Source organism: Streptomyces sp. NPDC028298, assembly GCF_055565895.1.
The window spans coordinates 570,638-583,750 of sequence record NZ_JBVHTL010000004.1 but is presented as its reverse complement, the minus strand read 5'-3'; the positions used below and the strand labels follow the sequence as shown (position 1 = coordinate 583,750).

Genomic DNA, 13,113 nt, shown 5'->3' with positions numbered 1-13,113 from the left:
GCGGCCACTGCGCGTTTTCCGGCCACCGTCCGGCCTCCCCGCCCGCGCCGCGACAAACACGCGCCACCCGCCACCCACTGAAAGCCGTACTCGATTGACATCACCTGGCTTTTGAGAGTTACTCTCATTTCATGGTGACTCTCACGCAGGACGGCGCCGTTCGGCGCGACCCCCGACGCTGGTGGGCCCTCGGGGCCCTGGTCGCGAGCATGCTCGTGCTCGGCTTCGACATGACGATCCTCAACGTGGCACTGCCGACGATGGCCCGGGACCTGGGCGCGTCCACCGGTGAGCAGCAGTGGATGGCGGACGCCTACGTCGTCGTCTTCGCCTCGCTGATGCTCCCCGCCGGTCTGCTCGGCGACCGCTTCGGGCGGCGCCGGATGCTCATCACCGGCCTCGTGGTGTTCCTGGGCGGCTCCCTGGCCGGCGCCCTCGTCGACGACGTCACCTGGGTGATCGCCGCCCGGGCCCTGATGGGCGTCGGCGGCGCGCTCGTGATGCCGCTCGCGCTCGCCGTGCTGCCCTCGCTGTTCGGACCCGACGAGCGCACGAAGGCGGTCGGAGCGGTCTCCGCGGCCTCGGCGCTGGGACTGCCGCTCGGCCCGATCATCGGCGGCTGGCTGCTGAACCACTTCTGGTGGGGATCCGTCTTCCTGGTCAACGTCCCGATGGCCGCCATCGGCGTCACCGCCTGCGTCTTTCTGCTCCCCGAGACCCGCGACCCCGCCTCGCCCCGGGTGGACGCCCTGTCCACCGCGCTCACCGCGGTGGGTCTGAGCGTCCTCGTCTACGGGATCATCGAAGCCCCGTCCCGCGGCTGGGGCGACCCGCTCGTCCTCGGCTGCCTCGCCGCCGCCGTCGTCCTGATCGCCCTGCTCGTCGTCCGCGAACGCCGCAGCCCCCGCCCGATGCTGGATCTGGCCCTGCTCGCGCAGCGCGGCTTCCTGCTCAACACCCTCGCCGCGACGCTCGTCATGTTCGTCCTGTCCGGCCTGATGTTCGTGCTGCCGCAGTACCTCCAGGCGGTCCTCGGCCACGACGCCCTCGGCACCGGCGTCCGTCTGCTGCCGATGATGGGCGGCCTGCTGATCGCCTCCCGGGGCGCACAGCCGCTGGTGACCCGCTTCGGGCCCCGCGCGGTGATCAGCGCGGGTCTCGTCGTCCTCGCCTTCGCCGCGTTCCTCGGCAGCCGTACGACCGTCGACGACGGGTACGGGGCCACCGCCCTGTGGCTGACCGTCGCCGGACTCGGCTTCGGCTTCGCCGTGGTGCCCGCGATGTCCACCGCGCTGGGCGCGCTCCCCCGCGACCGGGCCGGCAGCGGCTCCGGACTGCTGATGACGGTCCGCCAAGTGGGCGGCGCGATCGGCATCGCCCTGCTCGGCTCCCTGCTCGCGAGCACCTACGCCGACCGCCTCGACACCTCCGCGCTGCCGCGCGCCGCCGCGCAGGCGGCCGACGACTCGGTGGTCGGCGCCCATGTCGTCGCCGGCCGGCTCGGGGACCGGGCTCTCGAAGCCTCCGCGAACGCCGCCTACATCCACGGCATGGACCTGGTCCTGCTGGTCAGCGGGATCGCGGCGCTGGTCACCGCGCTGCTGGCTGCGGCCCTGCTGCCGAACCCGCCCCGGTCCGCCCCCGCGTCCGAGGAGGGCACCGACATGGCACCGGCCACGGCCGATGCCGGACAATGAGACCCATGGCCGCCACCGCACAGAGTTCCACTCCCGCCGCGGAGCCCCAGCCCGGGCTCCGCGAGCGGAAGAAGATCAAGACCCGCATCGCGATCCGCGAGGCCACGTACCGGCTGATCGAGCGGCAGGGGTACGACGCCACCACGATCGAGCAGATCGCGGAGGCGGCCGAGGTCTCCCCCTCCACGGTGTTCCGCTACTTCCCCACCAAGGAGGACATCGTCCTCACGGACGAGTACGACCCGCTCCTCGAACAGGAGCTGCGCGAACGTCCCGCGGACGAGCCGTGGTTCGACTCCCTGCGGCATGTGCTCGGCAAGGCCATCGGCCTGGGGGAATCCGAGGACCCCCAGGTCAGCCGGCTGCGGACCCGGCTGATGGTCGAGGTCCCCGCGGTGCGGTCGCGGATGATGGAGAGCGCTTCGGTCACCGGGCGGCTGCTGAGCCGGGCCATCGGCGAGCGCACCGGCCGCAACCCGGACAGCCTGGAGGTCCGGGTCTTCGCGATGTCCCTGATCGGCGGGCTCATGGAGACCTCCCTCTACTGGGCCGACAACGGCCACCGGGACGACTTCGCCGAACTCGTCGAGCGCGCCGTGGACGTCTTGGAGCACGGCCTTCCCCCGCGAAACCCGGAGGCCGCGGACACCTCCCGCGTGACATCCTGACCGTGTGAACGGACCGGAGATCCACATCGAATTCGCTCCCGAACTGGGGCTGTTCGTCCCGCACGCCCGCCGCTCCGGGGTCACCCCGGTCGGCACCGACGGCTCCTCCACCCTCGGCCATGTCGTCGAGTCGCTGGGCGTCCCGCTGACGGAGGTCGGCGCCCTGGTCGTGGACGGGCGCGAGGTGCCCTTCTCCCACATCCCGGCCGCGGGCGAGTCCGTACGGGTCGGCGCCGTCGAACGCCCCCAGCAGGTCCCCGGCGCGCCGCTGCGCTTCCTCCTGGACGTCCATCTCGGCACCCTCGCCCGCCGGATGCGGCTGCTCGGCGTCGACACGGCCTACGAGTCCACCGACATCGGCGACCCGGCGCTCGCCGCCCGTTCGGCGGCCGAGCGGCGCGTCCTGCTCAGCCGCGACCGCGGTCTGCTGCGGCGCCGCGAACTGTGGGCGGGCGGCTTCGTCTACAGCACCCGCCCCGACGACCAGCTCCGTGACGTGCTGGGCCGGTTCGCGCCCGAGCTTCGGCCCTGGACGCGCTGCACCGCGTGCAACGGCCTGCTCGCCCGGGCCACCAAGGAGCAGGTCGCCGACCAGCTCGAGAGCGGCACCGAGCGGTCGTACGACGTCTTCGCCCAGTGCGCCGAGTGCGGGCGCGCCTACTGGAAGGGCGCGCACCACGACCGGCTGGAGACCGTCGTGGAGCGCGCCCTCGCGGAGTTCGGGACCTGACGCGGTCCCGCGGACGTCCGCGGGACCCGTCCGGCGCCGGGACGCACGGCCCCGGCGCCGGCCCTGGGGCGGACGCGCCCTGCGGACACGCCCTAGCGCCTGATCAGATCCTTCGCGCCGCAGGCCAGTCCGTCCCTGCTGGGGTCGAGGCCCAGGGGATCGTCCTTGCCGTTGATCCTGAGCCGTCCGTAGTCGTTCTTCTTCAGCCAGGCACAGCGGGAGGCCGTCGTCTTCCTCACCCCCTCCGGGAAGACCGTCGGCACACAGACGTTGATCGACCCGTAGTGCCGGTCGCAGCCGGAGATCGTCGTGGACACCTTCTGCGAGGTCCGCTTCCGGTCCGCCCCGGTGACGGCCCCCGTCAGGGAGTCGGCGAAGGAGTGGACGTGCGCCGAGGCGGTGTCCGCGGCGAGCGCTGAGGGGCCCTGGAGATGCACCCACTGCGCCACCGAGGGAACGCCGTTGGCGTCCACCGCGAAGAGCATGTACCAGCCGGGCGGCGCCAGGTTCGGGTTGCTCGTCACGTTGAGGTCGACGTTGTTCCCGTCCACGCTCAGCGGCAGGTCCACGAACCGCTGGTTGGGGTCGGAGGAGTGGGTGACCGCGGCGGGCCTGATCAACTCGGCCTTCACGACCGGCCGGTCGACGGTGATGCGCTGCGTGTCCCCGTACACCCATTCCTTGTCGATCACCGAAGTGATCGTCGGGCGGCTGCCCTTGAGGAGGTACGGCGGGGTGTAGATCGACACGTCGTGGTTCCAGGTGCCGTTGCCCGGGTTGTCGCCGGTGGCCATCACGCGGCCGTCGGGCAGCAGGAACGCCGAGGAGTGGTAGCCGCGGGCCTCCGGGTCGGCGGCCACCGGGTCGAACGCCGAGGTCGCCGGGTCGAAGATCGACGCCTCGTACACGGGATCGGCGCGGTTGTGCAGCGCTCCGCCCGTCTCCAGGACCTTGCCGTCGGGCAGCAGCACGGCGGACACGTACATCTTGCCCTGCTCGCCGGTCTGGGCGACCTTGCCGTTGCCGACGTCGACCGTGCCCTGCGGGATCTTCGGGCCCATCGTGTACGCCGGGTTCGCCGCCTTGAGGTCGATGATGTCGGTGAGCCGGTTGGCGGCGGGGTTGGAGTCGATGTTGCCGCCGCCGAGGGTCAGGACCTTCTGGTCCTGGGCCGGGGGCAGCAGCACGCTCGCGGACTGGTCGCGTTCGTCCTTGTTCTGCAGACCGGGGATCGCGGTGGTGGTGTTGGCGTCGTAGTCGTAGATCGCGGAACCCGTGCCCGGGGTGCCGTTGCCGAAGACATGGCTGCCCGAGTAGAAGAGCCGCCCGTCCTGCATCAGGATCATCGACGGGTACAGACCCCAGAACGACCAGGTCTGGTTGACCTGCCACAGCGGCAGCCACTGCTGCTGCGCGTTCGACCAGCGTTCGGCGGTCACCGAACCGGACGAGTCCTCGCGCAGCCCGCCGAACGAGATGATGTCGCCGTTGCCCAGCTCGGTGGCCGACGGGTACCAGTGGCCGTCGTTGAGGTCGTTCGTCCTGCTGTACGTCTCGGTGACCGGGTCGAAGACGTACGACTCCCTGTACCCCTCGTACCCGTGGCCGCCCGCGACCGGGAAGGCCTTGTTGCCGCTGAGCACCAGCACCCGGCCGTCCGCGAGCTGGACGTGCCCGGAGCAGAACATGTCCTTGGGTGTGGGGATCACCTTGTACGAGCCGGTCGCCGGGTCGTAGACCGCCGAGGTGAACGTGCCCGCGTCGAAGTTCTCCTCGCTGTTCCCGGAACCGGCGATCAGCAGCACCTTGCCGTTGTTGAGGACGACGGAGTGCATGGAGCGGACCGGGTTCTGCGTCGGCAGGACCGTCCACCTCCCGTTCGCGCACTCGTCGGCCGTGCCGGTGCAGGTGGCCGGCGGGATCGGTTCGGAGACCTGTTCCATCGTGTAGTCGTCGGTGGTCGCCGAACCCGTGCCGTACACGGAGACGCCCCAGGTGATCCGGTCGGTGCCCGCCGGGACGGCCGGCGTGCGCACCGTCGCCTGCGTCCAGGCCGCCGCCATGTCCAGGGTCTTGAGGTCGGTCCAGTACTGCCAGCCCGCCGTGGTGTCGTGCCGGAACAGCGTGATCGCCGCGTCGGGGGTCGTCGTCTTGTAGAAGAGCCCGAGGTCGTACTGCCGGCCCGCCGTGACGACCGGCGCGCACGCGGTGGACTCGGTGATCAGCGCCTTGCGGTCGCCGTCCACCCGCCGGGTCAGCGTGACCTTCATGGCCTTGGTGCCCGAGTGGGCGTCGGACACGGTCGCGAAGGTGAAGTCGTTGTCCCCCCAGCCGGACTTCTCCCAGCAGGACGGCATGCCGTCGGTGCCGCCGGTCTCGAAGCCCGGGTTGGTGACGAGGTTGGCCGCGGACGCGGGCTGCGGGGACACCAGCAGCAGTCCGGCGGCCAGACCCGTCACGGCCAGCAGGGCGGTCCTCCGTCGTGGTCTCGTCCGAAATCTCACGCCGTCCCCCTCTCGGCGCGGCTCCCCCGCCCGGCGCCGGCGCGGCGCGGCAGGTACACCAGCGCCTCGGTCCCGGCGAAGCGCAGGACGAAGGTCGTCACCAGGGCCAGGGCCGTGGCGGACAGCGCGCCCATCCCGAGGTGGCGGACGAAGAGCGCGATCAGCGGGATGCGCAGCACCAGATCGGCGTTGGCGAGCAGCGCGAACCGGGCCGCCCGGTCCCAGCCCCTGCGGTGCCGTCGGCGTTCCCGGAACAGCAGATGCTCGATGAGCAGGAAGTTCCAGGCCACGCCGAGCTGGTTGGCGAGGATCTCCGCCGGTACGTAGTGCAGTCCGGCGGCGGTGAGCGCGTAGAGGCCGAGGAGGTTCGGCACGAAGCCGGTGGCGCCGATCAGCCCGAAGACCGTCATGCGGGCCACCGGCGAGGCGGTGCGCAGTCCGACGAGATGGCGCAGGAACCGCAGGCCCTCCGCCGCCGAGGACTTGGACTCGCCCGCGAAGCGGTCCTGGAAGACGAAGGGCACCTCGGTGACCCGCCGGGGGCGGCTGCGCACGGCCAGCTCCAGCAGGATCTTGTAGCCGAGCGGCCGCAGGACCTCGGCGGTGACCGCGCTGCGCCGGATCGCGAAGAACCCGCTCATGGGGTCGCTGATGCCGCGCAGCCGGCGCGGGAAGAGCGCCTTGGTCAGCCAGGTCGCGCCGCGTGACACCGCGATCCGGTATCCGCCCGCGAGCCCTTCCCTGCTGCCGCCCTTGATGTACCGGCTGGCGACCACGAGGCCGGCGTGCGTGCGTTCCCCCGAGGCGATCAACTCCGGTACGAGGGACGGCGGATGCTGGCAGTCACCGTCCATCACGACGATCCACTGGGAACTCGCCGCCTTCAGCCCCTCGACCACCGCGCCGCCGAGCCCGCCCACGGGCTCCTCGCGGTGCAGCACGCTCACCGGGAACGGGCAGTCCCGCGCGGCCTCGGCGATCACCTCGGGAGTGTCGTCCGTGGAGTCGTCCACGAACACGACCTCGCAGGGCAGCCGCGCCGGCACCGATTCGGTGATCTGGCGCAGCAACTGCCGTATGTTCGCCGACTCGTTGAAGGTCGGCACGACGATGGTGACGGCCCCGGGCTCCGGGATCCCGACGGCGCGTACCGCCGGTTCGCCCAGCTCGCCGGGGACAGTGCTCTCGAAGCTGCTCATCGACCGCCTCCGGAACGGACCGTGGTGGTGGTGTCGTTGTCGTCGACCGCGTCTCCGGTGGCGTCGATCCGCCGGATCTCGATGCGGTCCTCGCCCGTGCCGAAGGTGGCGACGGGCCTGGAGTGCTCCATCGCGGCCCGCACGTTCGGCAGGTCGGCCGCGTCACGCCGTACCGTCGGGGAGGCGACCACGTAGTCGAGGTCCTTCCAGCCGCGCGGCATCGTCTTGGTGACGGCGGGGTCGAGGTCGGCCTTGTAGAACCAGATGGCGCCGAGGCCCGGCCGGTAGCCGTCGTGCACGAGGTCGAGCCAGAGTCCGTCGTCGACCAGGACCCGGGTGTCCTCGGGGTTCCTCACCTCGGTCCTCAGCCAGGACGAGGCCGCCCGGTAGGGGGCGTTGGCGTCGGCCGTCACCGCGGTGCGGTCGCCGTCGTACCAGCGGGGCACGACATAGGAACCCGCGGCCACCAGGAGCACCGCCGCCAGCCCCCGGCGCCCCCAGGTGACCGGGGCGCTCTCCTGGGCCGTCCGCCGTCTGCGCAGCACGGCGTGGGCGACGCTCGCGGCGCCCCCGGCGAGGACGAGGGCGAGGAAGGGCAGGGCCTGGACGACGTACATCGCGGGCAGGTAGCCGTTGGGGCGCAGCGCCACCAGGGCGAGGATCGCCACGGCGAGCGCGGGACCGGCCAGCGCGCGGGCCGTCACCGACCAGCGGAAGGTGACCAGGAGCAGCAGCGCGCCGGCGAGGCCACCGAGCGGCAGCACCCGGTCGTAGTAGAGCCAGGAGTGGAGGACACCGTACGAGCCGGTGCCGCGTTCCAGGAGGAATCCGGAACCGGGGCGGCTCATCTGGTAGGTGATGCCCTCCCAGAGCGAGACGTGTCCGCCGCCGGGCAGCAACTCACCCTTGAGGAGGGCGAAGAGCGGATACGCGGTGCCGATCAGCACGCAGGCCGTGACGGCGCCGGTGAGCGCGAACTTTCTGGTGTCGCGGTGGCTGTGCCGCCACATCGTGACGAACAGGGCGGGCAGGACGACGAGCATCGTCTCCTTGGTGAGCACGGCGGCGGCGGCCGCGAGGCCCGCGCCGAAGTGGTGCCACAGGTGCCGGCTCGGCGACGCGGCCAGGCAGAACGCGAGCAGCGTCCAGGTCACCGCGATGTTGTCGAGGAAGATCTCCCGCTGGAGCACGACCGAGAGCGGGGACAGCCCGAACAGGACCATGGCGAGTCCGGCCGCCCAGCGCGGGAGCGACAGCCGGCGCGCCAGGACGTACAGCAGGACCGCGCTCGCCGCGCTGACCACGAGCATCGCGACGCGCATCGAGCCGACGGTCATCAGGGACGGGCTGAGGTGCGCGGGGACCCAGGTCAGCAGCGCTATCTGGATCCAGCCGAGCGGTGGATGGTCGTACCAGTACGTGTAGTGGGCCAGGCCCTTGCCCTGCTGGACGGCCCAGGCCTGGGCGAGGTAGGTGCCCTCGTCGTCGCTGAGCGCCGGGTAGGCGGCGATGTTCCAGCCCTGGACGACGAGGATCGCCGTGAGCAGGGCCACGCACAGGATCAGATCGGGGCGCGAGCCCCGCAGGAACGGGCCGGTGAGCCGTGCCGGGAGGTTTTCGGGCGCGTTCGGCCGCTGCGCGGGGGCCGTGGGTGTGGCCGCCGCGGGAAGGGTGGAGGTCACGCGGGAACGTCCTCTCGGATCGCTTCGGTGAGATGCGCGCCGGCGTGACTGGTCAACTCCCAGTCGTTGCGCCCTTGTTGCTCACGCCAGACGGCGCGCACGGCGGCCCCCGCGAGCAGGACCTGGTAGAAGGGCCCGCCGGCGACGAGCTTCAGGTAGTGCACGGTGCGGACGCGCAGCCCGTACTGCTTGCCGAAGTCGTGCAGCCCGACGAGCTCGAAGACGAAGGTGACCAGGGCGGTCACGGCCGGAAGGAAGGTGACGAAGGCGATCCCGACGGGCACGTCGAGGAAGAGCGCGACCGCCACGTTGAGCGGGATGATCACCCCGGAGACCGCCTGGAGGTACGGCGTCATGAGCGTGTAGCGGGCGAGCAACCGCTGCCCGAAGGTGGGCAGTTGCTTCCAGTCGCGCTTGCGGTAGACCTGCAGGAAGCCCTGGTTCCAGCGGGTGCGCTGTCTGAGCAGCGACATCAGCGAGCCGGGGGTCTCCTCCTTGGTCACCATGCCGGAGTCGTAGGCGACGACGACCTTCTTGCCGACGCTGGACAGCCGGACGCCCAGGTCGCAGTCCTCCGCGAGGCAGTCCGGGTCCCAGCCGCCGGCCTCCCGCAGGACCCGCGTCCGTACGAAGACGGTGTTGCCGCCGAGCGGGATGAACCCCTTCTGCGCGTGCAGGTGGAGGCGCGAGCGGAACCAGAAGAAGTACTCCAGGCAGTTGCGCAGGCTGTACCAGCTCGAATGGAAGTTGATGAGCTGCACCCCGCCCTGGACGACGTCCGCCTCCGTCGTGCGGAACGCGTGGTCGACGTGGGCGAGCAGCTCGGGATGCACCTGGTCCTCGGCGTCGAAGACCCCGACCACCTCGCCGCGGCAGTGCGGCAGGGCCGTGTTCATGGCCTTCGGCTTGTTCTTCCGCTCGTGGTGGTCGACGACGACCCGCACCCGCGGGTCGCGCGCCTCCGCGCTCCGGGCCACCTCGGTGGTCTCCGGGTCGTCGTGCCCCACGATGACGATGATCTCGAAGTCCGTGTGGCCGGATTCCAGCAGCCGCCGGATGGTGTGGTCGAGCACCGCCTGCTCGTGCCGCGCGGGCAGCAGCAGCGAGAAGGACAGGCTCTCACCCCCGTCCGGACGGCCGAACCGGGTGGATGCCAGCACTTCGGGCGTACGCCACGCGTGCATCTGCCACCACAGGGTGAAGGCCGCCATCCAGAAGAGCGCCAGTGAAACGGCAGCGATGAAGACAGAAGTGAGCACAGATCCCCCCAGATCCCCTGACCCCCGTCGCGACAGCGCGTGATGGCTGTCGCGACCCCAGGCAGACGCTATGGGTGATCTGTGAAGGACACGGGTTGCTCTGATGAAGAGCGTGTTTCGTCACGGTAGGTCAAATAGCCGAACAAACCGCTCTCTGGGGGCGTTTGGACCAGTTGGGGGTTACGCGTTTCGGCCGTTCAGAACCGCGCCGAGCCGGTCGGGATCGGTCGTCGGGACGTCGCAGACGAAGTTTCGGCAGACGTACGCGGCCGGCTTCCCGTCCACCAGCGGTCGCCCGGACAGCAGCGGCAGTTCGTCACTCTCCGGCACGCCCACCGCCACGACGGCCCCCGGCGCGGTGCCCAGAAGGGCCGCACGCCGCAACGCCGTCGTGGCCGGATCACCGGCCTCGCCCACCACCGCGACCTCCCGGGGGCCGTCGAGCAGCGCCTCGGCCACCGCGAGCCCCCACCCGATGAAACGGGGCGCCCGCGGCCCGAGCGCCTTCACGACACCGAGCGCCCGCTCGGCCGCGGTGCGGTGGGGCTCCGCGCCGGTCTGCGCGCCGTACGAGAGCAGCGCCCCGGCCGCCGCGCTCCACCCCGAGGGCGTGGCGTTGTCGGTGGGGTCCTGCGGGCGGCGGATCAGCCGCTCCGCGTCGGCCGCCGTGTCGTACAGCGCACCCGACTCCGCGTCCGTGAACTGCGCGAGGACGTGGTCGAGCAGGAACCCGGCGAACTCCAGCCAGACCCCCTCCCCGGTCACGGACGCCAGCGCGAGGAAGCCCTCGGCGACGTCCGCGTAGTCCTCCAGCACCCCGGCGTGGGCGCCGGCCCGGCCGTCCTTGCTGGTGCGCACCAGCCGCGCCCGGTCGTCCATGTGCAGCCGTACGAGGAGATCGGCGGCGCCGATCGCGGCCTCCACCAGGTCGGGGCGGTCGAAGTAGGCGCCGGTCTCCGCGAGGGCGGCCACCGCGAGCCCGTTCCAGGCGGCGACCACCTTGTCGTCGCGCCCGGGGGCGGGCCGCCCGTCCCGCGCCGCGAGCAGCCGCTCCCGCACCGAGGCCAGCGCGTCCGCGTCGAAGACCTCCTCCTGCTGCGGCAACTGCAGCACGGAGGCGCCCTCCTCGAAGGTGCCCTCCTCGGTGACCCCGAAGTACCGCGCCGCGAACCCGGCGTCCGCCTCCCCGAGCACCTCACGAAGCTGCGCCGGCGTCCACACGTAGTAGGCGCCCTCGACGTGCCTGCCGGTGCCGTCGTCGCTGTCCGCGTCGAGCGCCGAGGCGAACCCGCCCTCGGCGGTGCGCAGTTCACGCACCATGAAGTCCGCGGTCTCCAACGCGACCCGCCGCGCCAGCTCGGACCCGGTGGACCGCCACAGGTGCGCGTAGACACGGCAGAGAAGAGCGTTGTCGTAGAGCATCTTCTCGAAGTGCGGAACCACCCAGTCCCGGTCGACGGAGTAACGGGCGAAGCCGCCGCCGAGCTGGTCGTAGATGCCGCCGCGCGCCATCCGCTCACAGGTGTCCACGGCCATCTGCAGGGCGCCCTCGGAGCCGGTCCGCGCGTGGTGGCGCAGCAGGAACTCGATGACCATGGACGGCGGGAACTTGGGCGCGCCGCCGAATCCGCCGCGCGCCGCGTCGTAGTCCCGGGTGAGTCCGAGCAGCGCCCCGGCCAGCTCCTCCTCGCCCGGTACCCGGCTGTCCCCGAAGGACATCTCCCGCTCGGCGAGGTCCCGCGTGATCTTCCCGGCGACCTCGGCGACCTCGTCCCGCCGCTCGCTCCAGGCGCTCGACACGCCCTCCAGCACCTGCCGGAAGGAGGCCATGCCGTGACGGGGCTCGGGCGGGAAGTACGTGCCGAAGTAGAACGGCTCGGCGTCCGGGGTCAGGAACACGGTCATCGGCCAGCCGCCCTGCCCGGTCGCCGCCTGCACCGCCTCCATGTAGACGGCGTCGACGTCGGGCCTCTCCTCGCGGTCGACCTTGACGCTGACGAAGTGCTCGTTCAGGTAGGCGGCCGTCACCTCGTCCTCGAAGGACTCGTGGGCCATGACATGGCACCAGTGACAGGCGCTGTACCCGACGCTCAGCAGAACGGGCCGGTTGCTTCTGCGGGCCTCGTCGAAGGCCTCGGCCGACCACGGCCACCAGTCGACGGGGTTGTCGGCGTGCTGGAGCAGATACGGGGACGTCTCATGGGCCAGTCGGTTCACCCTCCCACTCTCCCACGGCGTCCGGGACGGCGTAGAAGCGCAGATGCACCGGGCGCGCCCCGTCGGGGGCATCTTCACGAGCGTGGCCGTACCGGTCCAGGAGCGCCCTGTATTCCCGTACGAAGTCCAGGAGTTCTCCCTGGGTCATCCAGGTGCCGGAGCGCTGGACCTGGGCCCAGCCCTCGGGGCCCGCGTACTCCCGGTGCGCCCGGAGGTACAGCCCGGTGTCCATCTCGATCTTCAGGCGTGCCACGCCCTCGGCGGCCGCGAGCTCCTCGGGGGCCATGGTGGACGGATCGGGTGTGGTGTGGCTGAACGGCAGCGCCCGCCACCAGCGTTCACGGCCGCCCGACTTCTCGGCGATCTCCTCGATCAGACGCTGGTCCGCCAGCTTGCGCAGGTGGTAGCTGGTCGTGCCCGAGCTCTCGCCGAGTTCTCTGGCGAGGACGGTCGAGTTCGCCTCGCCGTGCCGGCCGAGGTAGTCGAGGATGCGGCGGCGCAGCGGGTTGCCCAGGGACTTGTACAGGGCGGTGCGTTCGAGGCTGGTCAGCTCGGGGTCGGGCATACGGACACGGTATCCCCGGCCCGTCACGTCCACAGAACTTGTTCTGCAGAATTTTCTTTGCAGAATTTCCTCTGTGATCCTATCGTTGAGGCATGGAGATGAAGCGCACCATGATGCGAAGCGACTGGGCCCTCGTGCTGCTCGGCGTCACCGCCGTGGCACTCGTGCCCTGGATGGTGCTCCTCGTGCGGACGCTCCCGGCCAGCACGGAGGTGCGGAACTGGCAGGTGGCCTGGGCGGGGCTCGACGTGCTGATGGCCGCGGGCTGCGCGGCCACCGCCGCGCTGGGGCTGCGCCGCGATCCGCGGGCCCGGCTGACCGCCTCGGCGACGGCGGCGGTCGCGGTGCTCGACGCCTGGTTCGACATAACCACCGCGCAGCCGGGCGCCCCCCTGCTCCAGGCCCTGGCCTGCGCGGTGGCGGAGGCGGGGCTCGCCTGCGCTTGTGTGTTCCTCGCCCTCTCCAAAAACCGTGGCCCCCGCGAGGAACAGCCGGGTCGTCCGCGTCCAGGGGAACGGATTCCGACGGCCGGCACACACGATCGCGGTGAATGATCGACGCCCCCTCGCGCTCGCGTCGCGGCCGAAGGACA

At 71.4% G+C, this 13,113-nt stretch carries 10 protein-coding genes; 4 read left to right on the top strand and 6 right to left on the bottom strand.

The window, feature by feature from the left end:
- Nucleotides 1-131: 131 nt before the first annotated feature.
- The 3 genes from ACZ4TO_RS21580 to ACZ4TO_RS21570 are packed head-to-tail and all read left to right on the top strand — an operon-like array spanning nt 132 to nt 3,095.
- On the top strand, nt 132-1,697 hold the full coding sequence (locus ACZ4TO_RS21580) for an MFS transporter (RefSeq protein ID WP_468024985.1): 1,566 nt from the start codon (nt 132-134) through the stop codon (nt 1,695-1,697).
- Nucleotides 1,694-2,365, top strand: coding sequence for a TetR/AcrR family transcriptional regulator (locus ACZ4TO_RS21575; RefSeq protein WP_468024984.1), 672 nt, complete (start codon nt 1,694-1,696; stop codon nt 2,363-2,365). Before ACZ4TO_RS21580 ends, ACZ4TO_RS21575 begins: the two co-directional genes overlap by 4 nt.
- Nucleotides 2,366-2,369: 4 nt before the next feature.
- On the top strand, nt 2,370-3,095 hold the full coding sequence (locus tag ACZ4TO_RS21570; protein WP_382787965.1) for a Mut7-C RNAse domain-containing protein: 726 nt from the start codon (nt 2,370-2,372) through the stop codon (nt 3,093-3,095).
- Nucleotides 3,096-3,187: 92 nt separating this feature from the next.
- On the opposite strand, the gene ACZ4TO_RS21565 is transcribed toward ACZ4TO_RS21570, so the two are convergent.
- The 6 genes from ACZ4TO_RS21565 to ACZ4TO_RS21540 all read right to left on the bottom strand — a co-directional run bounded on the left by ACZ4TO_RS21565 (nt 3,188) and on the right by ACZ4TO_RS21540 (nt 12,521).
- Entirely contained in the window at nt 3,188-5,452 is a 2,265-nt protein-coding gene (locus ACZ4TO_RS21565) for a galactose oxidase-like domain-containing protein (protein ID WP_468025061.1), read from the bottom strand.
- Between the two features lie 143 nt (nt 5,453-5,595).
- A complete protein-coding gene (locus ACZ4TO_RS21560) occupies nt 5,596-6,798 on the bottom strand; it encodes a glycosyltransferase (protein WP_468024983.1) in 1,203 nt (400 codons plus the stop codon).
- The gene (locus ACZ4TO_RS21555) at nt 6,795-8,480 is read right to left on the bottom strand and encodes an ArnT family glycosyltransferase (RefSeq protein ID WP_382787970.1); all 1,686 of its coding nucleotides are present in this window, start codon (nt 8,478-8,480) and stop codon (nt 6,795-6,797) included. The genes ACZ4TO_RS21560 and ACZ4TO_RS21555 overlap by 4 nt, the downstream gene beginning before the upstream one ends.
- Complete coding sequence (locus tag ACZ4TO_RS21550; RefSeq protein ID WP_382787972.1) at nt 8,477-9,739, bottom strand: glycosyltransferase; 1,263 nt, start codon at nt 9,737-9,739, stop codon at nt 8,477-8,479. The genes ACZ4TO_RS21555 and ACZ4TO_RS21550 overlap by 4 nt, the downstream gene beginning before the upstream one ends.
- Nucleotides 9,740-9,919: 180 nt before the next feature.
- Nucleotides 9,920-11,956: a thioredoxin domain-containing protein gene (locus ACZ4TO_RS21545; RefSeq protein WP_385045538.1), complete on the bottom strand. Its 2,037-nt coding sequence runs from the start codon at nt 11,954-11,956 to the stop codon at nt 9,920-9,922.
- Complete coding sequence (locus tag ACZ4TO_RS21540; protein WP_382787976.1) at nt 11,937-12,521, bottom strand: ArsR/SmtB family transcription factor; 585 nt, start codon at nt 12,519-12,521, stop codon at nt 11,937-11,939. Before ACZ4TO_RS21540 ends, ACZ4TO_RS21545 begins: the two co-directional genes overlap by 20 nt.
- 92 nt (nt 12,522-12,613) lie before the next feature.
- On the opposite strand from ACZ4TO_RS21540, the gene ACZ4TO_RS21535 reads away from it, so the two are divergent.
- Entirely contained in the window at nt 12,614-13,075 is a 462-nt protein-coding gene (locus ACZ4TO_RS21535) for a hypothetical protein (protein ID WP_468024982.1), read from the top strand.
- The last annotated feature ends 38 nt before the right edge of the window (nt 13,076-13,113 follow it).

Coding starts and splice junctions, on each gene's coding strand:
- ACZ4TO_RS21535 (WP_468024982.1), top strand. CDS start 12,614: ATGGAGATGAAGCGCACCATGATGCGAAGCGACTGGGCCCTCGTGCTG.
- ACZ4TO_RS21580 (WP_468024985.1), top strand. CDS start 132: ATGGTGACTCTCACGCAGGACGGCGCCGTTCGGCGCGACCCCCGACGC.
- ACZ4TO_RS21565 (WP_468025061.1), bottom strand. CDS start 5,452: ATGCCGTCCTGCTGGGAGAAGTCCGGCTGGGGGGACAACGACTTCACC.
- ACZ4TO_RS21575 (WP_468024984.1), top strand. CDS start 1,694: ATGAGACCCATGGCCGCCACCGCACAGAGTTCCACTCCCGCCGCGGAG.
- ACZ4TO_RS21540 (WP_382787976.1), bottom strand. CDS start 12,521: ATGCCCGACCCCGAGCTGACCAGCCTCGAACGCACCGCCCTGTACAAG.
- ACZ4TO_RS21560 (WP_468024983.1), bottom strand. CDS start 6,798: ATGAGCAGCTTCGAGAGCACTGTCCCCGGCGAGCTGGGCGAACCGGCG.